The sequence below is a fragment of the Hymenobacter crusticola genome (assembly GCF_002154225.1).
Lineage (GTDB): Bacteria > Bacteroidota > Bacteroidia > Cytophagales > Hymenobacteraceae > Hymenobacter > Hymenobacter crusticola.
In genome coordinates this window covers 49,076-76,029 of sequence record NZ_MTSE01000004.1, presented here as the reverse complement: position 1 = coordinate 76,029, position 26,954 = coordinate 49,076, and the positions used below count along the sequence as shown (strand labels likewise).

At 56.0% G+C, this 26,954-nt stretch carries 21 protein-coding genes; 11 read left to right on the top strand and 10 right to left on the bottom strand.

Features of this window, described 5'->3' with window-relative positions; all coding sequences use genetic code 11:
• Window positions 1-128: 128 nt before the first annotated feature.
• The 6 genes from BXP70_RS09665 to BXP70_RS09640 all read left to right on the top strand — a co-directional run bounded on the left by BXP70_RS09665 (window position 129) and on the right by BXP70_RS09640 (window position 10,604).
• Window positions 129-3,395 (top strand): SusC/RagA family TonB-linked outer membrane protein, encoded by a 3,267-nt coding sequence (locus BXP70_RS09665; RefSeq protein ID WP_086593863.1) that lies wholly within the window; start codon window positions 129-131, stop codon window positions 3,393-3,395.
• A 17-nt stretch (window positions 3,396-3,412) separates the two neighbouring features.
• A complete protein-coding gene (locus tag BXP70_RS09660; RefSeq protein WP_086593862.1) occupies window positions 3,413-5,287 on the top strand; it encodes a RagB/SusD family nutrient uptake outer membrane protein in 1,875 nt (624 codons plus the stop codon).
• Between the two features lie 9 nt (window positions 5,288-5,296).
• Window positions 5,297-5,992 (top strand): DUF3823 domain-containing protein, encoded by a 696-nt coding sequence (locus BXP70_RS09655; RefSeq protein ID WP_086593861.1) that lies wholly within the window; start codon window positions 5,297-5,299, stop codon window positions 5,990-5,992.
• Between the two features lie 208 nt (window positions 5,993-6,200).
• Entirely contained in the window at window positions 6,201-8,363 is a 2,163-nt protein-coding gene (locus tag BXP70_RS09650; RefSeq protein ID WP_086593860.1) for a glycoside hydrolase family 43 protein, read from the top strand.
• Between the two features lie 234 nt (window positions 8,364-8,597).
• Window positions 8,598-8,855, top strand: coding sequence for a BPTI/Kunitz domain-containing protein (locus BXP70_RS09645; protein WP_086593859.1), 258 nt, complete (start codon window positions 8,598-8,600; stop codon window positions 8,853-8,855).
• Window positions 8,856-9,014: 159 nt separating this feature from the next.
• The gene (locus tag BXP70_RS09640) at window positions 9,015-10,604 is read left to right on the top strand and encodes an amidase family protein (protein WP_086593858.1); all 1,590 of its coding nucleotides are present in this window, start codon (window positions 9,015-9,017) and stop codon (window positions 10,602-10,604) included.
• A 107-nt stretch (window positions 10,605-10,711) separates the two neighbouring features.
• On the opposite strand, the gene BXP70_RS09635 is transcribed toward BXP70_RS09640, so the two are convergent.
• From BXP70_RS09635 to BXP70_RS09625, 3 genes are all read right to left on the bottom strand, one after another.
• Entirely contained in the window at window positions 10,712-11,548 is an 837-nt protein-coding gene (locus tag BXP70_RS09635; RefSeq protein WP_086593857.1) for an oxidoreductase, read from the bottom strand.
• Between the two features lie 29 nt (window positions 11,549-11,577).
• A complete protein-coding gene (locus tag BXP70_RS09630; protein ID WP_086593856.1) occupies window positions 11,578-12,594 on the bottom strand; it encodes a zinc-dependent alcohol dehydrogenase family protein in 1,017 nt (338 codons plus the stop codon).
• Window positions 12,595-12,662: 68 nt separating this feature from the next.
• Window positions 12,663-13,130 carry an EamA family transporter gene (locus BXP70_RS09625; protein WP_086593855.1) on the bottom strand — a complete coding sequence of 156 codons (468 nt, stop codon included), beginning with the start codon at window positions 13,128-13,130 and terminating at the stop codon, window positions 12,663-12,665.
• 361 nt (window positions 13,131-13,491) lie between these two features.
• Here BXP70_RS09625 and BXP70_RS09620 point away from each other — a divergent pair, with 361 nt between their 5' ends.
• Both BXP70_RS09620 and BXP70_RS09615 read left to right on the top strand, forming a co-directional pair.
• The gene (locus BXP70_RS09620) at window positions 13,492-15,066 is read left to right on the top strand and encodes a PQQ-dependent sugar dehydrogenase (protein ID WP_086593854.1); all 1,575 of its coding nucleotides are present in this window, start codon (window positions 13,492-13,494) and stop codon (window positions 15,064-15,066) included.
• Between the two features lie 183 nt (window positions 15,067-15,249).
• On the top strand, window positions 15,250-16,083 hold the full coding sequence (locus BXP70_RS09615; RefSeq protein ID WP_086593853.1) for a hypothetical protein: 834 nt from the start codon (window positions 15,250-15,252) through the stop codon (window positions 16,081-16,083).
• A 97-nt stretch (window positions 16,084-16,180) separates the two neighbouring features.
• On the opposite strand, the gene eutC is transcribed toward BXP70_RS09615, so the two are convergent.
• The 7 genes from eutC to BXP70_RS09580 form a co-directional block, all read right to left on the bottom strand.
• Window positions 16,181-16,951 carry an ethanolamine ammonia-lyase subunit EutC gene (gene eutC, locus BXP70_RS09610; RefSeq protein ID WP_086593852.1) on the bottom strand — a complete coding sequence of 257 codons (771 nt, stop codon included), beginning with the start codon at window positions 16,949-16,951 and terminating at the stop codon, window positions 16,181-16,183.
• A 97-nt stretch (window positions 16,952-17,048) separates the two neighbouring features.
• Window positions 17,049-17,468 (bottom strand): DUF1810 domain-containing protein, encoded by a 420-nt coding sequence (locus BXP70_RS09605; protein ID WP_086593851.1) that lies wholly within the window; start codon window positions 17,466-17,468, stop codon window positions 17,049-17,051.
• 255 nt (window positions 17,469-17,723) lie between these two features.
• Window positions 17,724-18,266: a hypothetical protein gene (locus tag BXP70_RS09600; protein WP_086593850.1), complete on the bottom strand. Its 543-nt coding sequence runs from the start codon at window positions 18,264-18,266 to the stop codon at window positions 17,724-17,726.
• Between the two features lie 125 nt (window positions 18,267-18,391).
• Complete coding sequence (locus BXP70_RS29875; RefSeq protein WP_218779768.1) at window positions 18,392-18,871, bottom strand: hypothetical protein; 480 nt, start codon at window positions 18,869-18,871, stop codon at window positions 18,392-18,394.
• A gap of 213 nt (window positions 18,872-19,084) precedes the next feature.
• A complete protein-coding gene (locus BXP70_RS09590; protein ID WP_086593848.1) occupies window positions 19,085-20,464 on the bottom strand; it encodes an ethanolamine ammonia-lyase subunit EutB in 1,380 nt (459 codons plus the stop codon).
• An 87-nt stretch (window positions 20,465-20,551) separates the two neighbouring features.
• Window positions 20,552-21,883 (bottom strand): ethanolamine permease, encoded by a 1,332-nt coding sequence (gene eat, locus BXP70_RS09585; RefSeq protein WP_086593847.1) that lies wholly within the window; start codon window positions 21,881-21,883, stop codon window positions 20,552-20,554.
• 170 nt (window positions 21,884-22,053) lie between these two features.
• Window positions 22,054-23,358, bottom strand: a complete 1,305-nt coding sequence (locus tag BXP70_RS09580) for a cytochrome P450 (protein ID WP_086593846.1) — start codon at window positions 23,356-23,358, stop codon at window positions 22,054-22,056.
• Window positions 23,359-23,616: 258 nt separating this feature from the next.
• Between BXP70_RS09580 and BXP70_RS09575 the strand changes: the two genes are divergently transcribed.
• The 3 genes from BXP70_RS09575 (at window position 23,617) to BXP70_RS09565 (ending at window position 26,590) form a co-directional block, all read left to right on the top strand.
• The gene (locus tag BXP70_RS09575) at window positions 23,617-24,906 is read left to right on the top strand and encodes a PAS domain-containing protein (protein WP_086593845.1); all 1,290 of its coding nucleotides are present in this window, start codon (window positions 23,617-23,619) and stop codon (window positions 24,904-24,906) included.
• A 45-nt stretch (window positions 24,907-24,951) separates the two neighbouring features.
• Window positions 24,952-25,308: a CZB domain-containing protein gene (locus tag BXP70_RS09570; RefSeq protein ID WP_086593844.1), complete on the top strand. Its 357-nt coding sequence runs from the start codon at window positions 24,952-24,954 to the stop codon at window positions 25,306-25,308.
• A 67-nt stretch (window positions 25,309-25,375) separates the two neighbouring features.
• Complete coding sequence (locus BXP70_RS09565; protein ID WP_086593843.1) at window positions 25,376-26,590, top strand: Gfo/Idh/MocA family protein; 1,215 nt, start codon at window positions 25,376-25,378, stop codon at window positions 26,588-26,590.
• Window positions 26,591-26,954: the final 364 nt, after the last annotated feature.

Here is a 26,954-nt window from a genome sequence, read left to right as displayed (position 1 = left end):
TTCTTCACCTGTTTCTCTCAAGGCCAAAAATAAATAGTTGCCCACTGCTCCCACATGCCGCTCCTACACATTGGCCTTGAGCTTTCTCACCATTTCCCTCCCTTTCTCACCATAATTCATACAAGCTTATGAAAAGAAGAATACGAACTGCTTTCGTTCGTAGCGCCGTTCGCGGCTCCCTCGTGCCATTGGCTCTGTGCGCTACTGTGAGCGTTGCATCCGGTGCGCCCGACGACGATCATGCACGTTATGCCCCAGCCACGAAATCACTTACAACAGCAGCTTCTACTTCGCCTACGCTCCGCGCCGACGTTACCGTTCGGGGCGTTGTAACCGACACCAAAGGGGAGGCGCTACCCGGCGTAAACGTGGTGCTAAAAGGCACCACCCGGGGCGTAACCACCGATGCCCAAGGCCAATTCACACTGAACGTGCCAGAGGAAGGTAGCACGCTCGTCTTTTCCTTTATTGGTTTCCAGACGCAGGAGCTCCCCGCCTCGAGCACGGCCCGCATGAGCATCAAGCTTGCCGCCGATGAGAAAGCCCTAGACGAAGTAGTAGTCGTAGGCTACGGCACCCAGTCGCGGGCAACGGTGACGGGCGCTGTGAGCAGTGTTAAATCCGAGGACATTCTGCGTACGCCGGCGGTAGCTGCCACCAGTGCGCTGGTAGGCCGCGTGCCCGGCATCACGGCCCGTCAGCCCGATGCGCGCCCTGGTGCTGGCTCGACCATCCAGATTCGTAACCTAGGTGACCCGCTGTATGTTATCGACGGCATTGTGTCCGACGTAGGGCAGTTCAACAACCTAGGTATCGCCGACATTGAGAACGTTTCGATTCTGAAGGATGCCTCGGCCGCTATTTATGGTCTGCGGGCCGCTAACGGTGTTGTGCTGGTAACTACGAAACGTGGTAAAACGGGTCAGAAACCGACCATCAGCATCTCGGGCTACTACGGTTTGCAGAACTTCACGAAGTATCCGCACCCCGCTAATGCGTACCAGCACCAGCGTGCCCTCGTGGAGTCGGAGCAGAACCTAGCCCAGCAAGCACGTCGCGCGCCCAATGTAGTAAACGATCCTGTTTCCGGTGCTCCGCTAACAGCTGCCGAATTGGAGAAGTGGCGTGCTGGCACTGAAAACGGCTATAAGAGCTACGACTACTATAAGATGGTGATGCGGCCTAACGTGCCGCAATACTACGCAAATGCTAGCCTCTCCGGCGGCACCGACAACGTAACGTACTATTTGTCGGGCACGCACTTAAGCCAGGAAGCACTTATCAAAGACTTCCACTTCAAGCGCACCAACTTGCAGTCCAACATCGAAGCGCGAGTAACTCCTCGCTTGAAGATTGGTACGCAGATCAGCGCACGCTACGAGGATCGTTTTCAGGCGGGCGTACCAGGATTGGATGACTACTTCAACCCCTTCCTGAGCATTTTCAGCATGTGGCCTACCGAGCGGCCGTATGCGAATGACAACCCCAAATACATCAACCAAACCCACAACGTCAACGTCAATCCGGCAACCTACGATAAGGACATTACGGGTCCGATTCAGGAAGACTGGCGCGCGGCGAAGGCCAACCTTTTCGCGGAGTACAGCTTTGATTTTGGTTTGACGGCTCGCGCTACGGGCTCGTACAACTACACCAACTTCAACTTCGACGGCTTCGAGTACACCTACAACGCTTACCAGTACGATGCGGCGAAGGATACCTACTTCACCCAGCCGGGTTGGGGCAACCAGAACCCTTGGCGTGAGACGCGTCGTCGCAATATTCTCGACCGCTTCGGCCAGCTACAGCTAACGTATAACAAGCAGTTTGGCGACCATGGCGTTGCGGCCGTAGCGGCTTACGAGCGCTACGACACAGATGACCGTAACAGCGTTATTCACACCGTACCGCCCAACAATACCATCCCAATTCAGCTGTTTGCCAGCCAAGATTACCTAGCTGATGATCGCTCGGAACGGGCCAGAGCAGGCTACATTGGCCGGGTAAACTACAACTACAAGCAGAAGTACCTGCTGGAAGTTTTGGGTCGTTACGACGGTTCCTGGCTGTTTGCGCCCGGCAAACGTTATGGCTTTTTCCCCGCAGCATCTGTTGGCTGGCGCTTAACGGAAGAGCCCTTCCTCAAGGGAAGCAGCGTACTAAGCGAGTTGAAGCTTCGTGGCAGCTACGGCCGCACCGGCCTAGATGACTACGGCAACAACAACTTCGTGGTAGCGCCCTACAGCTACGTACCAGGTTACGACTTCCCCTCGGGAAGTGCTATTTTCAACGGTAACTACGTGTTTGGCGTGCGTCCCCGCGGCTTACCTATTACGACGCTTTCGTGGGTAACAAACATCTCCTCGAACGTCGGCGTGGATTTCGGCTTCTTGAATGGCAAGATTTCGGGCCAATTCGACGTATTTGAGCGTCGTCGCAAAGGCTTGCCTGCCGCGCAGTACGATATCCTGCTGCCCAGCGAAGTAGGATACGGATTGCCACAAGCTAACCTCAACTCCGATGCCACTCGCGGCTTAGAAGGTCTGATAACCTATTCCAACCAAGCTGGAGGCCTCACCTACACGGTAAGCGCTAACGCTACTTTGGCCCGCCGCCGTGACCTGCAACAGTACAAGCCTCGCTTCGGCAACTCTATAAATGAGTACCGTAACTCCTTTGTAAATCGCTGGGGAGACATTAACTGGGGCTACCAGGTGATTGGGCAGTTCCAATCGGAGCAGCAGATTGCTGACTACACGGTTAACAACGATGGGCAGGGTAACCGCACTCAGTTGCCAGGTGACTTCATCTATAAGGACGTAAACAACGATGGTCTGATCAATGGCCTCGATGAGCGTCCTATTGGCTACATTGAAGGGGCACCACCCTTGTTCAACTATGCCTTCAATACGACCTTAGGCTACAAAGGCTTTACGCTGAGCTTCGATATTGTGGGGGCTAGCATGCAAACCTTCCGCCGCGAGGTAGAAATGCGTATTCCGTTCCAGAACAATGGCACCTCACCCGATTACATCTTCGAGGACCGCTGGCACCACGCCGACCCTTACAATTCGGATAGCCCCTGGATACCCGGCAAGTACCCACCCATCCGGCGCGATGCAGCTGGTCATGCGAACTACAACAACCGCAATGACTTCTGGGTCACCAACGTCCGCTACCTGCGCTTACGCAACTTGGAGGTAGGTTACAACCTCCCGAAACCCGTCCTGAGCAAAGTTGGCGTTTCGGCCTGCCGCGTGTACGTAAATGCCACTAACCTGTACGTGCTGACGAACATCAAAGACCTCGATACTGACCCCGAAATTTCTTCTAACGGTGGTCTAGTTTATCCCCCCCAGCGCTTGTTCAACGCCGGTTTTGCTATCAGCTTTTAATTCTTCCCGCCTGACTCATGAAGCTCTCTTATAAAACCTTTATCCTGAGCCTAGGTCTGCTGACGGGTTTGTCGGCTTGCGAGAAGGATTTCCTCGACCGCGAATCGCCTACCATCGTTAAGGAAGACCAGATCTGGAACGACCCTAACCTGATTACCAGCTTGCTGGCTAACTACTACGACCGCCTGCCTTCCCACTCGCAGATTGACGCTGGCTGGGAACAGTTCACCGCCTACGACGAGGCGCTGTGGGCGGGCAACGGCAACGGGCCCAATGACCTCTTCACCTTTGGCACCAACCGCTGGACGTACTGGGATTATGGTCTGATCCGCGACATTAATCTAGCCCTGGATAACCTCGACAAGTTTAGCACGACGCTGTCGGATACGCAGAAAACGCAGTTCAAATCGGAGTTACGTTTTCTGCGGGCTTACGTGTACTTCGAAATGGTGAAACGGATGGGCGGCGTGCCTATCATCACCAATCAGCTGATCTACGACTTCAGCGGCGATGCTTCTGCCCTGCAGAATCCACGCAACAAAGAGTCGGAAGTATACGACTTCATCGCCAGCGAGCTAGATGCGATTAAGGGCACCATTGGCAACGACGGCAGCAACACTCGCGCCAACCGCTACACGGCCATGGCGCTGAAGAGCCGAGCTATGCTCTATGCGGCTTCCATTGCCAAGTACAACTCCTTGTCGGGCCTCAACATTCAGACGGCGGGTGGGGAAGTTGGCATTCCTTCGTCGCGGGCAACGGAGTACTACCAGAAGTCATTGGATGCTTCCAAAGAAGTTATTGCCGGGCCTTATGCCTTGTACAAGACGAACCCCAACCTAGGGGAGAACTTCTTTGATGCCATTACCAAGAAGGCGCCGAACTCCGAGGTGATTTTTGCCAAGGACTTCCTGACGGCCAAAAGCCGCCGCCACGGCTTCACCTACGACAACATTCCCCGCGGTATTCGGGAGGATAACTTGTCGTCGTCCATCATCTCGCCCATCCTGAACCTGGTAGAAGCCTACGAGTACCTAGATGGTACCTCAGGGCAGATCCGGACGCGCAACGCCGCCGATACCGATTATATCTACTATGATAACCTCAGCGCACCTTTTGCCAATAAGGACGCCCGCCTTTACGGCACGGTTATCTACCCTGGCACTACGTTCCGGGGGCAGGAGGTGCAGATCCAAGCTGGCGTAAAAGTTTGGAACGCTACCACGAACGACTACCAAACCATTGAAGGCGGTTTATCAAGCAACTACGGCGGTACGGCCTTCCCGACTGGCGACGGCAAGCTGCTGACGGGTAGCTCGGGGCCCCAGGCTACCCAGGTAGAAGTTTCAAACACGGGCTTCTACCTGCGCAAGTACATCGATCCGGTGCCTAAAACCAGTACCCGCGGTATCTTGAGCGACGTGTGGTGGGTACGCTTCCGCCTCGGCGAAGTATTGCTCAACGCCTCTGAAGCAGCTCTCGAGCTAGGACAGACCAGCGATGCGCTGACCTACGTGAACCGCGTACGGGAGCGGGCTGGCTTCCCCGCTAATAGCCTTACTGCAAGCACGCTAAACATCGCGCGCCTTCAGAACGAGCGCCGGGTGGAGCTAGCCTTCGAAGACCACCGCGTATGGGATTTGAAGCGGTGGCGCATTGCTCACCAAGTGTGGAACGGTAACGCCAATACGTATAGCGCCGTGGCCTACGTACTATTCCCCTACCGCGTGGTGCGCCCTGGTAGCCCCCTCGACGGCAAGTACGTGTTCGACCGGAAAGTGGCCCCGCGTTTCCGCACGCCGCGCAACTTCCAGGTGCTCAACTACTACTCCTTCATCGACCAATCGGTCATCAACAACAACCCCAAGATTGTTCGCAATCCTTTCCAATAAGGTCTTCTCATGAAAGCACTATTCAACCTCTTCTTGGTCGGCGCCTTCTTGTTGACCGGTTGTGAACTCGACAGCGTGGACCCACCTAGCTCGACCCTCAGTGGACGAGTGCTCTACCAGGACCAGCCCGTGGGCGTGCGTACCAACGGTGTGCAACTGGAGCTTTGGCAGCGTGGCTATCAGCTATTCACCAAGATTCCAGTGTACGTCAACCAGGATGGTACTTATTCGGCCACCTTGTTTGATGGAAACTACAAGCTCGTACGCCTCCGCGACAGTGGCCCTTGGGTAAACAACACCGACAGTATCGACGTGCAAGTGAAAGGCAATACGGTAGTCGACGTGCCAGTACAGCCTTACTACGTAGTGAGTAATTCTCGTTTCGAGAAATCTGGCAACAACATTAACGCCACTTGCCGCGTGAGCCGAGTTGCTACTGGTCGGAACATAGAATCTGTCACCCTCTTTGTAAGCTCCACGCAATTTGTAGACACCAACAATGGCGCGGTACAGACAGAAGCCGAAACGAAATTGAACATACGCAACGTACTGGCCGGTTCAGCATTAGCCGATCTGAATAAGGACTTGAATCTAACTTACATTGTACCTGGTTCCTTAAAGGGCTACTGTTATGCTCGTGTCGGGGTAAAAACCCAAGGCGTGGCAGAGTTATTCTACTCGCCAGTACAGAAAATAGAGTTCTGATCGGAAACGAGTCATTTTGTTAACGCTAAAAAGGACGACCAATCGGTCGTCCTTTTTTGAGTCACCACTACCAAACTAATCATCAATAGCTAGGCCACTTGTCATTCCGAGCGACGCGGAGAATCTGAACGAATACGGTAGCGACTTACTCAGATTCCTCACGCTGCTCGGAATGACAGGTGGCCTAGCTTGTTCTTTCTTCTCACGCATGCCTCATTTTGTCCCGTTTTCTTTTCTGAGCCGCTCGGCTTTACTGCTTGGTTTCACCATAGCGGCTAGCTTCTTACCTAGCTCTGCTCACGCCCAACGCCGCGCCAAAGCACCTAAAACGGCGGCCTCCACCGAACGCACCTGGGTGGCCGACAATGGCAATGGCACCTTCACCAATCCGCTTTTCTACGAGGAGTTTTCCGACCCTGACCTCATCCGCGTTGGCAATGATTTCTATCTGACGGGCACCACCATGCACACCATGCCGGGCTTACCGGTGCTGCACTCCAAAGACCTCGTTAACTGGGAGCTGATGAGCTACGCCGCCGAGAAGCTAGACTTTGGCCCAGCGTACCGCCTCGAAGATGGCAAAAGCGTGTACGGCCAAGGCATTTGGGCGCCGTCGTTTCGCTACGCGCGGGGTAAGTTTCACATTTTCACCAACGTGAACGGGCGCACCACGCAGCTCTACACCGCCACCAACCCGGCCGGCCCCTGGACGCACACGGAACTCAAAAAGTCCTTCCACGACCTGTCGGTGCTGTTTGATGACGACGGCAAGACCTACGTTATCTGGGGTTACGATGAGCTGAAGATTGCCGAGCTCACCGACGACCTCACCGACACCAAGCCTGGCACCGAGCAAGTGCTCATTCCGAAAGGCAGCGGCGTAGGCGAAGGGTCCCACTTCTACAAGATTAACGGCAAGTATTACATCACTAATACCATCTACGACCCGATTGGGATGATGGTATGCGCCCGCGCCGACAAAGCTACCGGCCCTTATGAGGTAACGGTAATCAGCGCCGAAGAGGCCCTAGGTATTGGCGTAAACTGGCGCTTGCAGCCAGGCCGCACGCCTCCTTTCAAGCTCACGCAGCCCACCAACGATTTTGCCTCGGCCATCCCGATGCACCAAGGCGGTATTGTGCAAACGGCGACCGGCGAGTGGTGGGGATTCTCGATGATGGACTACAACGCCGTGGGTCGCCTGCTGACCATTTCGCCCGTCACGTGGACCAACGGCTGGCCTTATTTCGGCTTGCCTGGCAACCTGAAACGCTCGCCCCGCACCTGGGTAAAGCCCAACACGGGAGCTAGCTCGCCCCCGATGGCGCCCTTCAAGCGCAATGACGAATTCAGCACCACTAAGCTTAACCCGCTTTGGCAATGGAACCACCTGCCGGATGATACCAAGTGGTCGCTCACGGAGCGCAAGGGGTTCCTGCGCCTACACGCTCTGCCGGCTAAGGACTTCTTCTCGGCGCGCAACTCGCTTACCCAGCGCGCCATCGGTCCCGAGTCGACGCCCACGACGGAGTTGGAGTTGAAAGGCTTGAAAGTGGGCGACGTGGCTGGCCTAGCCCTACTCAACTTCCCGTACACCTGGATCGGCGTGGCGCGCACAACGGAGGGCTTCGAGGTGCAGCAATACGACCAGCAAACCGAGAAGCTGGAACGTCAGCCCATCAAAGCCTCCAAAGTGTGGCTGCGGGCGCACTGCAACTTCGACACTGACCTAGCTACCCTGCACTACAGCACCGATGGCACCACGTTTCAGGCCATGGGCGGCCAGATCAAGCTGCCGTATCAGCTCCGCACGTTCCAGGGGATTCGCTACACGCTGTTCAACTTCAACACCCAAGGCACAGCCGGCGGTTACGCAGATTTCGACCGATTCGTGGTGGACCAGCCCCGCGCCAAGGGCTTGACCCAACCAATTCCGGTAAGCAAAACCATCACGCTTACGAGCCTAGCCGACAGCACCGTGCTCATCAACTGGCGCGGCTGGTTGCGGCCGGTACCGCTTAATAGCCCACTGGCTAAAGGCAATGCGGCGCGCTTCCGCGTGGTAGACCGGGGGCAAGGCCGCGTTTCGCTCGAATCGGCTGGCGGCGCAGAGTCGGACGGCGGACTCGTGACGGTGGTGGGCCTAGCCGGCATGGGCGAAGTGCGCATCGTCAAAGGCCAGCCTAGTGATGCCAACACGTTCCAGTGGCAAGACATGCTGCGCGGCGACCTGATGCTGATGAACCTGAGCAACCACCGCTACCTGCTCTCTATTCCGCGTAGCGGCAGCCTCTGCGCCGCCGACGCCCCCGGCACCCGCCCCGACCGCAAAGACGGTTCGTGTTTTATGTGGCAGGTAGTAAGTGAGTAAATAAGAGCACTGCGCCCTCTGTGGGCACCAAACGGCAGTAACATTTTTTAGTCTGCAGAAGGCGTAGTTCCTCAACGCAAGTTGCGGATCACCCCTAGCTCTCCCTGAAAAAAGGAGAGGAACTAGCGCTAACATCTAGCGCTGGTCTTGCGCTGCAACTTAGGTTATTACCTAACCTAACTATATACTCGGGCATACTTGCAACCATTGCGTCTCTCGCGGCCTCTTCCTGGCATGAGACATTATGCTACTTACCTGTATTCAGCTAGCTTAGCTTTTATGCTGCTGCTCACCAATTGCCAGAAAGAGTCAGAAGCGGCCGTACCGGAGCAATGCCAACTTGCCCCTGATGCGGGGCCGTGCAATGCCGCTTTCGTTCGGTATTACTATGACCCCAAAGAGCAGAAGTGTATGCCGTTTACCTGGGGCGGTTGCGGAGGCACTGTCCCCTTCAACACATTGCAAGAGTGCAAAGACTGCGCAGGCAAATAGGGCGCCGTAGCGTAGAACGGGAAATTGCGAAGCGCACACCTACTGAACGTCGCTAGTAGCGGGTTAAAGGAAGGCTAGGTTCAACCCATTGCTGCAACGCCGTACTTGGCAGTGCGTCTGTTTCCACGTACTACATTATGTCAACCCTAGCTTTCCCGCATGAATAGAATTCGACTATTCTTCGTCTGCTGCCTGCTGTTGCTCAGCGCCTTTGTGCTGCACAGCTACAGCCGACCACCTGTGCATTCGCGTCCGCCTAAGGCGAAGTTTCAGCTGGAGGAAACAACGATTAGCGACGTGCACCAAGCACTCAAAAAAGGCGACTGCAACTGCGAGCAGCTCGTAATGGCGTACCTGCGGCGCATTGAAGCCTATGACCAGCCTACCAAGCTGAACGCCATTATCCTCACCAATCCGCAGGCGCTTGAAACAGCTCGGCAACTCGACGCTGAGTACCAGAAAACCAAGAAGCTGCGGCCGCTGCACTGCATTCCGCTTATTGTCAAGGACAATTATAACACGGCCGGCTTGCAGACTACCGCTGGTTCGCTAGCCATGAAAGGCTTTATGCCGACGGAGGATGCTACTACGGTGAAGTCGTTGAAGGCAGCTGGGGCCATTGTGCTGGCGAAGTCGAACATGGCGGAATGGGCCTTTAGTCCCATGGTCTCGATCAGCTCCATTGCGGGTGAAACGCTGAACCCGTACAATTTGCTGCACGTACCAGCCGGATCAAGCGGTGGTACGGCCGCGGCCGTCGCGGCCAATTTTGGCACGGCGGGCCTAGGTTCTGACACAGGCAATTCCATCCGTGGACCCTCGTCGCACAATGCGCTGGTGGGTTTCCGGCCGACCCTAGGTCTGGTGAGCCGGGCCGGTATCGCGCCGCTGTACTTGCGCAACGACACCGGCGGCCCCATGACTCGCACCGTCGCGGATGCGACACGCCTACTCGAAGTGATGGCCGGCGCTGACCCCGCCGACCCGTTGACCAAGTACAGCGAAGGCAACATCCCGAAAAGCTACCAGCAGTCCCTCGACAAAAATGGCCTGAAAGGCGCCCGCATTGGTGTGCTCCGAACGCTGAGCGAACGGAGCCCCGACCCGCAGGTAAAGGCCCTGTTTGAGCAAGCCGTAGCCGACTTGAAGAAAGCAGGCGCCATCATCGTTGACCCCGTCGAGATTCCCGACTTTGCCAACGTGAGCAAGGATCAGTGGTGCTCTGTATTCGAGCACGACATCAACGAGTACCTCGCGGGCCTAGGTCCGCAGGCGCCGGTGAAGAACCTCAGCGAGATTATTGCCTCTGGCAAATTCGCCCCCTACATCGCCCAGAACCTCACGTACCATCAGAAGAACGCCGCGACGCCCGCAGGCTCCACCTGCGCCGACCCGTACACCGACCCCAGGCGCATCGCCTTCCGCAAAGCCGTGACCGACGTGATGGACCGCTACCAGCTCGGCGCCCTCATCTATCCCACTTGGAACAACCCGCCCGCTAAAGTCGGCGATTTCAAGGGCTACAAGGGTGACAACAGCCAGCTCATTGCCCCGCACACCGGACAGCCAGCCTTCACCGTACCCATGGGTTTCACCTACGACAACCTGCCGGCCGGCCTTCAATTCCTAGGTCGCCCCTTCGACGAGCCAACACTCATCAAGTACACCTACGCCTACGAGCAAGCCACCAAGAACCGCAAAGCGCCCGCACTTTTTCCGGCATTGCCGGAGGAGATGAAAGGTAAGTAGGTACTCGTTCTAGGAGGGTAAGGCACCCCGCTAAAACAAGCTTTATCCAAAAACACAAAAGAGGCAACCGGTACACCGGCTGCCTCTTTTACAGTACCCTAGTTTGGTTAAAAATCGGTTGGCTCGCCGAGGTAGGCGAAATCATCGATTTCCTTCAGCATGGCCTGCAATTTCTGGCGGGTCATCTGGTAAGCGAAACCGCCGAGCAGCAGGTGCACCGGTGGGTTAGGCAGGCGCACGAGCTGGTACATGGCTTCGGCGGCTTTCACTGGGTCGCCAGCTTGGTTGCCGTCCCGACCTAGCGAGGCTTTCAGGCCCTCGCCCACGGTGCTGGCGTAGTCGGCAATCTTGTTTTCAGTGTAGGTGGCCGAAGCGCCCGCCCACTTCGTGCGGAACGGCCCCGGCTCTACGTTGGTGACGTGAATACCCAGCGGCTTGAGCTGCGCGGCCATTGACTCCCCTAGGCCTTCCAGCGCGAACTTCGACCCGTTGTAGATGCCCGCGTGCGCCATGCCAATGAGCCCGCCCACCGAGGTGACGTTGAGAATGTGTCCCGATTTCTGCGCTCGTAAGTGGGGCAACACCGCCCGCACAAGCCGCAGCGGCCCATATACATTCACGTCAAACTGCCGCTGCACTTCTTCCTCTGGAATCTCCTCAAGGCTGCCCAGCGAGCCATAGCCTGCGTTATTCACCACCACATCGAGGCGGCCGAAGGCATCGATAGCCTGCTGCACGGCGGTGGCTACTTGCTCAGCGTTCGTCATGTCAGCCAGCACCCCTAGGCTTTGGCCGGGCACTTTTTGGGAGAAAGCCTCCACTTGCTCGGGCTTGCGGAAGGTTGCCACAACCCGGTCGCCTTTCTTCAAAAGCAGTGTTGCCAAGGCTTCACCTAAGCCAGTGGAGGCGCCGGTAATAAACCAATTCTTTTGCGTTTCAGCCATGAGTTAACTTCTCTACTTGTCTTCTTTAATTAGAACTGCACCACGATTTTGCCGAAATGCGAGCCATTGCCCATAAACTGCAGGGCTTCTTTCACTTCGTCGAAACCGAAGGTTTTGCCGATGATAGGCTTGATGTTATTCTGGTCGAAGGCCTTGAACAGGTCAGCTAGCATTTCGGTGCTGCCCACGTAAATGGCTTGGAGCCGGTTCATAAAAATGGGCGCCATTTGCAGGCTCTTCGCATCGTCGGGGGAGGCAGGGCCGCCCACGGCACCGATCAGGAAGATGCTGCCGCCGGCCTTCACCGCCTTCAGCGAGTCGGCTAGCTTCCCGGCTACTTCTACCACATAGTCTGCTCCTTCACCTTGAGTCAGCTCGCGGGTCTTGGTGGCCCAATCGGGTATCTCTTGGTAGTTAATGGTTTGGTCGGCGCCAAGGCTCTTGGCTCGACCTAGCTTTTCGTTGCTGCTGGAGGTGATAATGGCTTGTGCACCAAACAGCTTAGCGATTTGCAAACCAAAGATGGATACGCCACCCGTGCCTTGCAGCAACACCGTGTCGCCGGGCTTGAGTTGGGCCTGAATAGCGAGGGCGTGCCACGCCGTAACACCCGCGCAGGGGAAACACGCGGCCTCTTCGTAGGAAAATGAATCGGGCACTTTCACCACCGATTCTTCGTCGAAGGCTACGTATTCGGCTAGCACGCCGTCGGTGCTGCCACCTAGGGAGAAGCGCGTTTTTTGGAGGGAGAAAGGTCCAGCGTGCCACTCGGGAAAGAAGTTGACGGCCACTCGGTCGCCTACTTTAATCTTCGTAACGGCCGCGCCAACTTCCGTCACTAAGCCGGCGGCGTCGCTGAAGGGAATGAACGGCAGCTTTTCGCCGGGGTAGCCAAACCAGCCATTAGCCAGGGCCCAATCGCGGTAGTTGAGCGACACGGCTTTTACCTGAATCTTAACTTGTTTGTCGTGGATGGTGGGTTCGTCGTAGTCACCTAGCTGGAAGTTATCCAGGCTTTTGGGCGCGTGCAGTTTGTAGGCTTTCATGAGGGTTGAAGCTGATTCGAACCTATTCAACTCCCCGACCAAGCCTGATGTTTTCCTGCGGGGCAGTGTTATTGTGCTTGGTTGCTTGCCGGAGCCTTCTCCTCCTTTTTGGTTATGTCGCTGGAGAAAACAACGAAAATAGCACCTGCAGCCATCAACAAGGCGCCCACAATGAGCTGCCAGTTCACTTTGTCTTTCAGAAAAATGACGGCCAGTGTGATGGAGAAAACCAGCGACACTTTGTCCAGCGACGACGTACGAGAAGCGGCACCTAGCTTCAGCGCGTAAAACGAGCACAGCGACGACAAGCACGTAATGACGCCCGCTATGACCAGATAGATCCAGGCTTTGCGCTCGATGCGGGTTACGTCGGGCAAATTTCCCTGGAAAATCACCACCGACCAGGATACAATCAGGATCAGGACCGATTGGATAGCGAAAGCGAGGCTCGAATCAACGTTTTTGATGCCCGCTTTCGACAACGTGACCACTACAGCTGCCAGAAACGCGGCCGACAAGGAAAATAGAACCCACATATGCTTTGACTTTCCGGCTTTTATAAGGCCACACCTATCCGATCTGCCGGTCAGGCTAACTGCCTAGCAGTACGGCTGCTTAGGCACTTGGTTGTTGGACGAATTGAAGCTCAGCGCTAACAACACATAGGGCCCTTTTGGGGTACAATGACGCGACTCGCTCCTACTCCGGCCCTAGGTTGGGACGCTGCCGGTCTGGTTGTCGGCGGCGCGCGGTGGGGCGAGCGAGGTGCCCGCTTGTCTTTCTTGCGTTTCGTTCTATCGGCAACCGGTTGGGTGCCTAGGGCGCCCGACCGACGGACGCAGGTTGCGCTGGTCGCTTGCTCAATGATACCGGTGCAGGATTTCACTTACTCAATTTATGCCTCAGAAGCTTATTCTCCTCGTTGGTTTACTTGCTCTTCTTTTACAAAGCGCCTCGGCCCAACAGGTAACTGGTCCGCGCGGGGAAGTCTTCAGCCGCCGCATCATTGCGCGGCAGCTCAGCGACCCGTGGGAAGTCACCTATGGCCCCGACAACTACCTCTGGATTACGGAAGCGAAAGGCTTCCGGGTCAGCCGCATCAACCCCGCCGATGGCAGCAAACAGGTACTGCTCGACCTTACCAAGGAGCGGCAATTCCCGCGCTACGACAAAGTTTCGGACAGCCTCGACGGCGGCAAACCCTGGCCTCAGGGCGGCCTAATGGGCATGGCTCTGCACCCGCAGTTGTTGCAAGGCAAGCCCTACGTGTACTTGGTGTATCTCTACCGCTTTGCCGGTGCTAACCAGCCTGGCAAAGGAGGCAAACCCAACTACGGCGGCTATATTTTTACCACGCGCCTTGTGCGTTACGAGTATAACCCGCAGGCCCAAAAGCTAGGTAACCCCGTCACGCTGTGCGACACCATTCCGGGCAGCAGCGACCACAACGGCGGCCGCCTCGCTATTGCGCCCGTCGAGGGCAAAGACTACCTCTTCTACGGCATCGGCGACCTAGGTGCGGGCCAGTTCGACAACGGCGGCCGCCCCAACCACGCCCAGCAGCCGAACCACTACGAGGGCAAAATCTTGCGCTTCAACCTAGAGCCCGACGCTGATGCCAACGCCGCCGACCAGTGGGTGCCCAACGACAATCCGTTCTCTACCGCTGCCCGCAAAAACGCCGTGTGGGCGTACGGCAACCGCAATCCGCAGGGGCTAGCGTATGCTGTTATTGGTGGTGTAGGCCATTTGTACTCCTCCGAGCACGGCCCTTTCTCCGACGACGAAGTAAATATCATTGAGCGCGGCAAAAACTACGGCCACCCGCTGGTCATTGGTTATAATGATAACAACTACAATGGCCTAGCCGCCGGCGTTTCAGATCACGCGAGCTTGCCGGGCGTGTGGCACACGGCGTACCCGTTTATCAAAAGCGAAAACGAAAATGCGAAAGCCATCGGCGCCAACTACCGCGACCCGATTAAGACGCTGTACCCGAACTCGAATGCCTTCCTGAATAAGCTTTTTGTGAAGACCCGCAACGGCGACCATGATGCGCCAGAGTGGCCGTCGGAGGCGCCCAGCAACATAGCCGTGTATACTGCCGCTGCCATTCCCGGCTGGCAAAACTCGCTGCTGCTGCCCACGCTTAAGCACGGCAAGATCATTCGGTTGCAACTGAACGCCGCCGGCACCGGCGTCACGGGCGACACACTCACCTACTTCCGGGCGCCCGTGCGCTACCGCGACCTAGCTTTCTCCCCCGACGGCACCAAAATCTACCTGGCCACGGATAGCTCCTCCGTCACCTCAGGGCCTTCGAAGGAAGATCCGCAGGGCACCAGCTGCAAAGGCTGCTTGCTGGAGCTCACCTACCAAAGTGGCGGCAGTTCGCCTGCGCCTCAGCCGGCACCAGGCCAGGCGCCCGCCCCGAAAGCCACGGCACCTAGGTCGGGGGCACGTCGGCAGTAGGCAGGTGGGTTTGTTGGAAAGACCGTCATGCTTTGGCCAGCTCAGCATGACGGTTTTGCGTTTTCTGTAGCCATGCTCTGCGACGGCAAGAAGGGGAGCGTAGAGCTGTAATTTTCTGCTTATCTTGGAGGTTAGGAATATCCGTCTGCGCTCTCGCAAAACGCTTTTTTGGCCTTTTCTCTGATGAAATATTTTCTTTTCCTGCTTTGGTGCTGCTTGCCCCAAGTTCTGCTCGCGCTGCCGCTGAAAGAGCCGCTGCAAATTGCTGAGCGATTTGTGGCCAAAGAGCAGTGGCCGGAGATGAGAAGCTACCTGAGCGGCGAAGTATTGCAGCAAGCCAAACAGCAAAGCCTAGGTCAGCAGATACCTGTGCACTTGCAGCGCCGCTGCCAGCTGCTCCGGCAAGACTCGGCGGCAGCCGTAGTGTCCGTGGAGCTGCGCGACACCGTGAGCCGCAACGACTTTTACCTGTACTTTGCCAAAGAAGAAAGCACCTGGAAGTTGCGGGCCGTGCGCGGCCTCGCCATGACGGGTGTGGGGCAGCAGATGCTGGAGGTGCTCACCACCATGCCTGCCTCGGAAGTTGCCCAGTACGACCAGCGCCACCCCGACGCGCCGCACGCCTTCACCGTCGGCAACCTGAAGCTGTGGATCGGGGCCGATGCCACCATTATCGACCATTTCAACCGTCGCCAGGCCGATTTCAAGAAGGTGGTCGAGCTGGTGCAAGCGCGCCAATACTTCCCCCCGCGCGCCGACGTGCTAGCTCTCGGCGAGCAAGCCGCCAACGCCGACCCCGCCGTTAGTGAGCTGCTACAGTCGCTCTTTATCAGCCGCATTACCCGCCGCGACACTGGTTGCGGCACTTGCCTGGAGTTCCTCATCGGCGGCCTAGTGGAAAACACGGTTGGCCTGCTGTATCAGCCTGATGAGAAGGCTGTTCCTGCCATGAGCCCAGATAGCATCATCGTTATCAAGCCCATCGGCAACGGCTGGTACCTGTACAAAACCACATGAGTTAAGGTTGGATACCAGTTTCCCGCAGCCCGGCGCTTAGTCATTGAGCAGACCTCTTCACCTTCGGCGCAAACCTAGGTACGGCTCAGCCCCGCAATCAATTCAGCAAGCCGCTTTCATCCTTCAGCCCCACCCCCGATAGGCTCTTTCGCAACGACTCTTGCAAGAGAAAGAACAGCTTATCGGCCGCTAACGGATACGCCAGTCCCTCGGGCCGGATATTGGAAACGCAGTTGCGCGCTTCGTCTGTCAGGCCCGGCCGGGGCCCGTAGGTGAAATAAGCCCCCAAGCTATTGGGCGAGCTGAGCCCCGGCCGCTCTCCGATCAGCACCAGGGTCAACCTAGCTTTTAGTAGCTCCCCCACTTCATCACCAAGCGCGACCCTAGCTTGCTCCGCCAAGATGATAGGCGCTAGCTGAAAGCCCGCCTGCTGCAACCGGGGCAGCAATAGCCGTAGCAGCGGCACCGCGTGCTCATTGATAGCCGTGGCCGATAAGCCATCGGCCAGGATGATGGCAATATCATGGGCGGCAGCTTGCTCTGCCAGCAGTGCTGTAGATGCTTCATGCAGCTTACGGCCCAGGTCGGGGCGCTGCAAATACTCCTGCCGGTTTTGCGCCTGGCTTTTCACCTCGCACACGGCTACTCCCAACGAACCTAGCTCTCCCAACAGTTGCTCCACGGCCAGCACCGAGTACACTGCATCCCGGGCGTGCGCGTGCGCCAGCCGAAACGCTAATGACTCCCGCAGCGGCACGCTCGTACCCGTGCGCCCTAGTGCAATGCGAGCTCCCGTAAAAGCACGCAACCCCGCCCAAGGGTCATCGGCAGGATCGAGGGAAGGCAACGCGGGCAAGTTATCGGGCATGGCTAGGGTAGCTATACAGGTAGCGCGGACTTTGTCGTTTGCGCCTAAAGTAGCATACAAGCACGGACGCTAAAGTCTGCGCTACGCGGCACCTAGGCTAAAGCAGCCGCAACGTTTTGTCGTCCTTTGCGCCACCATAAAACTTATCCAGCACTTGTTGAAATACCGGATTTGTACTGGGCAAAGCGGCAAACAGCGTCATCGACGACTTCAGCTTCATATCATCCGGGCTGCCGAATATCCGGTACGCATCGTTACCGGGCTGCTTCAGCAACTCGCTGGAAATCTCCACCAACCGACTGCCCAGCACCGGATGAGCTAGGTATTGCTCGGCTTCAGCCGCGCCTTTTATAGCGTAATACTTGGATGTTTCGCTAAAACCTAGCCCCTGGATCTGCGGAAAGATATACCACATCCAATGGCTGCGTTTTCGACCGTTTTTGATTTCGGAGAGGGCAGTTTGATAGTCAGTTTGTTGAGCGTCGAGGAAACGGGTTACGCTAGTACTTGTACTCATGTTCACTAAAGCTTGGTGCAGTATTGAGGCTAACGTATTGCTACTAAAAACGATTACCGCACCGATGCACTTCTTGCTCCGCTAAATTTAGAATCCTCCTGACGCAGAAGCTACTTTGTGATGAGCCAATTAAGTTGGTAAGAACCTCTGCAATTCGGCCTTTGGCTTCTGACGGCGCGCGTGCGGATTACAAATCCGTAATTCCTACAACCGAATTGTGAATTCAGATAACCGAGGGAAACAAGAGATATTTCTTCACTTTTTCATATGCTCGTCGTATTCCTCCTTGGACAAAACTCTGGTACCCTGCCCTGCAACAAAATACCATTTCCCGTTTTGTTTGATATAGGTTTCCGTCCGAACAACTTTTATGGGAAAGTCGCCCTTTGTCGTAGCGAAAACTACATCTAGGACAAAGTTTTTAACAGCAGCGTCTCCATTGTATATGCGTAGGATAGAGGTACCCGGAACAGGGCGGGCAGATTTGAAAGTAGCGCCTTCCTCTTCAAATCCTTTTTTCCATTCTTCGAAGCCATACGATATTCTTCCTTCTGGCCCAACAGCAATATAATCGTCGTTATTAAACCTCGTATTCTCATTTGCCCTGCTTAATAGCTCGATTGCTTTTCGATCTTCGGGATAAGACGACGTATTATATTTATTGGGAGGCGGAATTTGCGCATAAACGCACGGTGCAAGGAGTAAGAGAAGAATTACGAGAGCCGCCTGGAGCTGCTTGCTTTGTTCTTTGTTTCTCATGTTCATCGCTTTTTTGGTAAACCAAGTTACGAACAACATTCATATTCATGCAATTACAGAAAGTAGGCCTGAGATAATACGCTTCAAGCTGATTCCAACGCTCTACTCCTAACAGCCAGGCTTATGCTCCGCTAAATTCAAAATTCGGCGGAAGGTGATAACTTTTAAGTATTAGCTACGAAGTACCAATGATCTGTAATCTTTGTTATTTCTATCGGATCATAGAAAATGCTATTACCATATTCCCTAAGCTTAAACTGAGTCATAACCTTTTCGTTTGGCACATAAACAAACCCTGAAGAGTTATCTGTCAGTCCTCTGTAAGTATAAAACAGAACACACATTTCTCCATCTACTTGTTCCACAACTACATTAGGGAATCCTGCTGATAGATTTGCATATTCTTCAGGAATATCAACATGAGATGTTTTAGTTAAGCTATAATCTATCTGCTTGTTTGCAAGCATTTTCACAACTTCTTCTCTTTCCTCCCGCTTTAATAAGAAGTCTGCTTTCAGGATCAGAGCTGTAGAAGGAAAGAACAGCATGAAGCATAAAGAAAGAAAGCTAAAGGCAAAAGGAATGAAAGCATTTTCTATTCTTCCTCTTTCTCGAAACCAATAAACTGCTGACGAGACAATCATTATAAATAGGCCTAGGTACCCTACAAGCGATATAACTACGTGAAGAAATATAAATGCTGAGTTAATCACTATTGCCTCTAGTACTTTAACTACTATAAAAATAACTACCCACCACAAAATCAATTTTAATCTATTTGACCCCGTGTACTTTAGTTTACTTATCATGAGCTTGCTTAGTTTACTATAATTATTAAAAGTGAGATAACAACTCTCTTACCTTCTCGCCCCTACTTCCAACAGCCGATGCCCAGCCGACGCCGGAAGCAGCTTCCCTCGCTCATCAAAAATTCCTTGCTGCAACAGCCACGCCTCAAACTCCGGTGCGGGGCGCAGACCTAGCACCTGGCGCACGTAGAGTGCATCGTGGAAGGACGTGGACTGGTAGTTCAGCATGATGTCGTCGGCGCCGGGGATGCCCATGATGTAGTTGCAGCCGGCCACGCCTAGGAGCGTGAGCAGATTGTCCATGTCGTCTTGGTCGGCTTCGGCGTGGTTGGTGTAGCAGACGTCCATACCCATGGGGAGGCCCAGCAGCTTGCCGCAGAAGTGGTCTTCTAGCGCCGCCCGCGTGATTTGCTTGCCGTCGTAGAGGTATTCAGGACCGATGAAGCCGACGACGGAGTTGACCAGCAGCGGCTGAAAACGTCGGGCCACGGCGTAGGCGCGGGCCTCGCAGGTTTGCTGGTCAAGGCCGTGGTGGGCGTTGGCCGAGAGGGCGCTGCCCTGCCCCGTTTCGAAGTACATGACGTGCTGACCTAGGGTGCCGCGGTTAAGGCTCAGCGTGGCTTCCCAAGCTTCCTGCAACAAACCTAGGTTCACGCCGAAGCTAGCATTCGTGGCCTCGGTGCCACCGATGGATTGAAACGTGAGATCTACCGGCGCCTTTTGTTCGATCAGCTGCAAGGCCGTCGTGACGTGGCAGAGCACGCACGACTGAGTCGGAATGGCGTACTTTTCGCGCACCGCATCCAGCATGTGTAGCAGGTTGCTGACTACCTGCGGATTATCAGTGGCCGGATTAATGCCAATGACGGCATCGCCGCTGCCGTAGAGCAAGCCATCGACGAGGCTGGCCGCAATGCCGCGGGCGTCGTCGGTGGGATGATTGGGTTGCAGGCGCGTAGCCAGGTGTCCGCGCAGACCTAGGGTGTTGCGAAACTGCGTGACGACTTCGCACTTGCGGGCCACGGCAATCAACTCCTGGTTGCGCATGAGTTTCGACACGGCGGCCACCATTTCGGGCGTGAGGCCAGGAGCTAGGTTTTGTAGCGTTAGCGCGTCGGCCGCATCCGAGAGAAGCCAGTCGCGCAGTTGGCCTACGGTGAAATGACTGATACTCGCAAAAGCCAGGGCGTCGTGCGTGTCGAGGATAAGGCGCGTGACTTCGTCCTGCTCGTAGGGCACGAGGGCTTCGTGGAGGAAAGTGCGCAGGGGCACATCGGCTAGGGCGAGTTGGGCGGCTATGCGCTCCTCGTAGGTTTCGGCCGCTACGCCGGCTAGCACGTCGCCAGAACGCAGGGGCGTGGCCCGCGCCAGCAAGGTTTTCAGGTCATCGAAGGCGTAGGTGTGCTGGCGGATAGTGTAGCGGTACATTTTTCAATTACCAGTTAACGGGTATCAATTAGCAGTTAAATGCACATCATGCTGAACTAGTCGAAGCATGACGTTCTGGTTGGTTATTCAATGCGCTACGGGTTCGGCGTGTGGTTCTTGTGGTTGCCGATGTCGACCTAGCAGCACGTACAGGCCAAGCATCAGCAGCAAGCCAGCAAAGAAGATAACGCTTAGTAATAGGTTGTAATATACGATGGCTCCGAGGCTTAGCAGCGACAGCGCCAGGGCGACCAGCGGCGCCAACGGATACAACGGCGCCGTGAAGGGCCGCACCAGATCTGGCTCCTTGCGGCGCAGCACAAACAAGCTCAGCAGGCTCATAATGTACATCACCACAGCTCCGAATACGGAGAGGATAATGACCTGATCGGTGGTGCCGGTGAGCAGGGCCAGGCAGCCTACGAGGCCACCAGCTACCAGCGCCCAGTGGGGCGTTTGCCGACCGTTCAGCTTGGCGAGTGAGCTAGGTAGATAGCCGCTGCGGGCTAATGCAAAAATCTGCCGCGAGTAGCCGATGATAGTGCCGTGAAAAGAAGCCACCAACCCAAACAAACCAATGCTAGCGAAGAACTTCGTCCAACGGCTGCCTCTGCCAAGCACAACACCAAGGGCTTCCGGCAACGGATAATCGATGCGGCTCAGCTGCCGCCAGTCAGCAACGCCGCCGGTGAGCACCATCACGCCCAAGGCTAACACGACCAGCGTGAACAAGCCGTAGCCGTACCCCTTTGGGATGGTGCGGCGCGGGTGCTCCACTTCTTCGGCCACCATCGCCACGCCCTCAATAGCTAGGTAAAACCAGATGGCAAATGGCAGAGCAGCAAACACGCCCGCCGCACTCAGCGGAATCGGATTAGCGAGGAAGGTACTGGTCTGGAAACTTGGCGCAACCAGCCCCATATACAGCAGTAACTCGGCCACCGCCAGCAGCGTCACAATCAACGAGAAGTTCGCTGACTCTTTGATACCGAGCAGATTGATAAACGTAAAAACCAGGTAACAGCCCAGCGCTGTGTAGAGCACCGGCAAGCTAGGATATAGAAAGTGCACGTAGCTCCCGAGGGCAAACGCAATGGCTGGCGGCGCGAACAGAAACTCCACCAACGTCGCGTAGCCGGCGATAAAGCCCCCAATCGGCCCGAAGGCCCGATACGAGTAAGCGAATGGCCCGCCAGCGTGCGGAATGGCCGTGGTCAGCTCGGTGAAGCTGAAGATGAAGGCCACGTAAAGCACCGTAATCAGCAGCGTGGCTACTAGGAAGCCGACTGGCCCGGCCACTGCCCAGCCGTAGTTCCAGCCGAAATATTCGCCCGAAATCACCAGCCCCACAGCTATAGCCCACAGGTGTAGCGGCTTCAAGGCTTTCTTCAGCCCAGCAGATTCAGGAGGTGTCGCCATCGGAAGCCTAGGTCTGGTTTACCTCCTCAATATAGCAGCCAGACGTATGCTAGCTGACAAGCGCCTTGAAATCAGCTACTTTTTTCGCGCAATAAAGCCCCGCGCCAAGCGCTAACACTTGGCGCGGGGCTCGTTGCAGAACGGAGTGCGGCGCTATAAGCTAGCTTCCTTTATGCCATTTGCCGATGAAATGGGCAGCCGAGCAAGCTAGGTACCGCATCTACTTTATTTGCGCTACGCACGTTTTCGATAATGAAGCCGCTCTTAGGCAACGTAGGCATTCGGTCGAGGGGAAAGCGTAGGTCTTGCGGGGGCACGTCGTAGGTCATGCCGCGGGTGAGGTAGGTGACGGCTAGCTTCACCGTTTCGATGGTCAGCCATTCGCCGGCGCAGCGGTGGCCGAAGGAATAGTCGCCGCCACCTTGCGGAATAAAGTTGTAGGCGCTGCCGTTCCACGACCTGAACCGCTCGGGGCGGAACGACTCCGGCTGGTGCCACTGCCGCGCGTCGCGGTTGGTGCCGTACACGTCCAGCAGCACCAGGCGGCCTTTTGGAAACTGGTAGCCGTGCCATTCAAAGTCTTTGCGCACAATATTGCCCAGGAAAGGCGCAAACGGGTAATAGCGGCGCACCTCGTGCATAAACCACTCTAGGTATTCCTCGTCGCCGGCCCGCAGGCGGGCGCGGCTCTCGGGGTGCTCGTGCAGGGCCAAAGCAGCAAAGGTGATGTACCACCCGATGGCCGTAATAGGCCGAATGATGTTAATCAGCTCAATGGCCGCCATTTCCAGGCTCATCAACTTGCCGTCGGGTTCCCGGTGCCAGGCCATGCGATAAGCTGCCGACTCTTCGGGCACGTGCAGCTTCTCCTCTCGAATCTGCTTGATGATGCCCTGAATCCACTTCTCGGCCCGCGACCTAGCCCGCTTGCCGCGCCAGTGCCGCGGCCCCACGCCCCCAAAAGCATCCACCATCAGACGGAAGTCGCGGGTCCGGCGCGTTACGTCCTGCTCCTCTAGAGGCACGCCGGCCCACGTGCAGGCGGCCCGGCACAGCAACTCCTGCACTTCCGGGAATAGCACGACCTGCTCCTGGTTCGCCCACTGCTTAATAGAGTAGCGCCAATCGGCAGCCATGTACTCCATGAGCTTGTGCAAGCTGCCGGGCGTCATCACCGACATAAACAGAGCCTTGCGCTGATGGTGCTTCTCCCCATCCAAGGTCTGAATGCCGTGCAGGCCCATAAGCGTGGTTTGGATACGCCGCGGAATGGCACCGGTGCGCATAAACCGCTCCGTATCGTAGAATAGCTTGGTGCCCTCTTGCCCGTGCAGGCAAATTGTTTTCATCCCGAGCAGCCGGATTTCAAAAATATCGGATTGATAACGCTGGCTACGCTTGTAGATAAACGGAAAGCCTTCACGCACCACAGCAAGGGTACTATCGAGGCTTTTGTCGCGGGGAATAGAATTCATGCAGTAGACTTAAAAGTAAAAAGGAGAAGCAGGGCTGACCGGCTGGCAACCAATGGCGTAGCATCAGCACTGCCCTAGGCATACGTTGCAGCTTACGAACCCCGGCTTATTGGGATATAGTCGAGCTAGCAAACCGGTAGGGCTTTTCCTGCTCCTAATTCATTAGCTTCACACTTTCCTAGTTGTTTATTACTGCTGCCGTCGGATAACCTAGCTTACTGCGCGCTTTTTCCCGTATAAGGGTCCTATCTCGTGACCATGGTTGATTATCAGAAACTCTTTCGGGCCTTGCCCGAGAACTTTTTACTTATTGCGCCCGACGCTACCGCCACCATCGTCGATAATACCGACAGCCACGTGGCTGTTTCGTTAAAGAGCCGGGAGGAAGTCATCGGCAAACCGTTCTTCGAAGCATACCCCGCTGCCGACCAAAACGAGAGCGACATCATTGCGGAATCGCATGAGCACGTGCGGCGCCACCACGAGCCGCACACCATGCCCTTGATTCGCTACGACTTAGAGCGACCGGCCGAGCAGGGCGGTGGCTTCGAGCAGCGCTACTGGCAAGCCACGCACTACCCCGTTCTCGACGAGCAAGGCCAGCTCCTGCACATTCTGCAACGCACCCAGGACGTTACCGAGCAGTATATAGCCGAGCAGCAGCGGCTGTTGCTACAGCGGGAGCTCGACGAGGCGCAGGCCCGCACAGCTTTTATTCTGCAATCGTTGCCCGTGCTGATTGCCACACTACAACCTGGGGGCGAAGCCGATTACTTCAATCAGCGCTGGCTCGACTTCACGGGCCGCACGCTGGCAGAGTCGGTCGGCTGGGGCTGGCTCAATGACCTGCACCCCGACGACCGGCCCGCTGTGGAAGCCGCCTGGCAAGCTGCTTCGCAGGGTGCCACCGAATACCAAGTAGAGTACCGCCTACGGCGCCACGATGGCCAGTACCGCTGGATTCTGGTGCGGGCCGTACCACGCCTCGGCGACGACGGCCAGCCTACCCTGTGGGTGGGGGGTGGCACCGATATCCACGAGCAGAAACAACTGGTGCAAGAGCTGCTGACAACCAACGAAGAGCAAGCCGCCCTTTCCGACCAGGCTTACGGGGCATATCAACTGGCTGAGCAGCAACGCTCCACGTTCTACAACCTGTTTGTGCAGACGCCAGCCATGATTTGCATTCTACGGAGTCCCGAACATCGGTTTGAGTTTGTCAACCCAGAATACCAGAAACTATTTCCGCACCGCGAGCTTATTGGCAAAACGGTAGCGGAAGCTTTGCCGGAGGTAGTCGAGCAGGGCTTTATTGATTTGCTCGACAACGTGTATACAAGTGGCGAGCCCTTCATCGGCAACGAAATGAGCATTATGCTCGATCAGGACGGCGACGGGCAGCTGCACCAACGCTATTTCAACTTTACATATCAGCTTTTCCAGGAAAACGAGGAGAAAGCGGGTATCACGGTCTTTGCCTTCGATGTGACCGATTTGGTAGCGGCGCGCAAAGCGTTGGAAAACCGCCCTCATGCCCCTAATGCGTAGGATTCTGCTGCCTCTCTCCTACCTTCGTGCAACTTTTCTGTTCTCATGGACTTAACCAACCTGGATTTCCAACAAGCGCGGATCAAGCAGGTGCTGTTTAAGTCCCGGTTACGCTCTATTCTCTACGGCGTGCGCGAGACCGACGATGCGCTGTTTTCCTTGCAGAAAAATCCGCTGGGCGAATGGCTTAACACCATTGTGAAGCCCAAGTACAGCAACTATCCCGAAGTGCGCGAAATCGAGCGGGTGTTGCAACGCATGCTGGATACGGGCCAGGACCTCGTGCGACGCTACAAAAGCGGCCAGCTTGAGCAGTCGCGCGCAGGCCTCGATCAGATTGAAATGTACTCCAACCAGATTACCTCGCTTCTGCAGGCGCTGGAACAGCGCCAGGCGGCGTAAGCCGTAGCTCGTTATAACCCTAGCTAGCTTTCTACGGTACATGCTGCTGTACGCTAGCTACTAGGTTATGAAAACACCCACCTCTCCTCCCGACTTCTCTGCTTCTTCCCGCCGCGATTTTCTCCGTCGTCTTTCCCTCGGGGTTGGCGCCGGCTTGGTTGGTCTGCCAATGCTGGCCGATGCTTTCGTCGCTACGCCTGAGGCCGAGTATGGCCTAGCTAGCTTGGCGGCTCTGCAAGCGGGGCGGAAGCTGGGGGTGGCGCTGGTGGGGCTAGGAGGCTATAGCTCGGGACAGCTAGCGCCGGCCTTGCAGCAAACCCAGCTCTGCCGCCTAACCGGCATTGTGACGGGCACGCCGGAAAAAGCGCAGAAGTGGAAGCAGCAGTACAACATTCCTGATAAGAACATTTACAACTACCAAAACTTCGACTCGATCAAGGATAACCCCGACATCGATATCGTATACGTAGTGCTGCCCAACGCCTTGCACGCCGAATTTGTGGAGCGTGCCGCACGGGCAGGCAAGCACGTCATCTGCGAGAAGCCCATGGCCACGTCGGTGGAAGACTGCCGCCGCATGATTGAAGCCTGCAAGAAAGCGGGCAAAAAGCTCAGCATCGGTTACCGCCTCCACTTCGACCCCTACAACCTAGCAGCCATGCGCATTGGGCAAAACCAGCAGTATGGCCCGGTAAAGAAGCTCATAGGCGAGAACGGCTTTACGATGGGCAACAACCGCCCGTGGCGCATTCAGAAAAAGCTTTCTGGCGGCGGTCCGCTTATGGACATGGGTATTTACTGCGTACAGGGCGTGATTTATACCAAAGGCCAATTGCCAGTATCCGTCACGGCGAAGTACCCGCCGAAACAACGTCCCCAACAGTTCAACGAAGTCGAAGAAGCCATCAATTGGCAGTTTCAGTTTGCCGATGGCTCGGTGGCCGATTGCCGCACCAGCTACGTAGAAAACGTAGGCCGCCTGCGCATGGAAGCCGCCAACGGCTGGTTAGAGTTGCAGCCGGCTTACGCTTATAACGGCTTAAAAGGCGAAACCAGCAAAGGCCCCTTGCCCAACATGCCGGCCCGCGACGTGAGTCAGCAGGCCCTTCAGATGGACGACTTCGCCGACTGCATCCTCAACAACAAGCCCACCCGCGTGCCCGGCGAAATGGGCCTGCGCGATGTGCAGCTGCTCAAAGCCATCTACCAAGCCGCCGACAGCGGCCAAAAGGTATCGACCAAGGATGTGGTGGCGGTGCTGGATAAGGTTGGCGCCCGATAACACACTGGAGCTGCCAACACGCATTAATAGCCAGAAAAACCACGAAAATACCTCCCTAGCTTGGCTCGTCGTGCTGAGCCTGGCGAAGTATTTCTACCACCAAAGTAGATGACTACGACTGCGGTAGAGGTGCTTCGCCAGGCTCAGCAGGACCAAAACCTCGACCCTTCATCTAGCGTCGTCGCGGGTCACTTGCGTGCGAGAACATTTGTAGTCAGCATTTCAGGAGGGCACCTAGGGTTCTGGCTTTTTAGGTAGCTCTTCTTGCTTCGAGAAGGTGGCTAAGTTGACTTCTCCTTGCGAGACATTTAAAAGATGGGCGCAGTGATAACCGCTAGCACCTGTCAAGCCTAGGCGTGGTTCT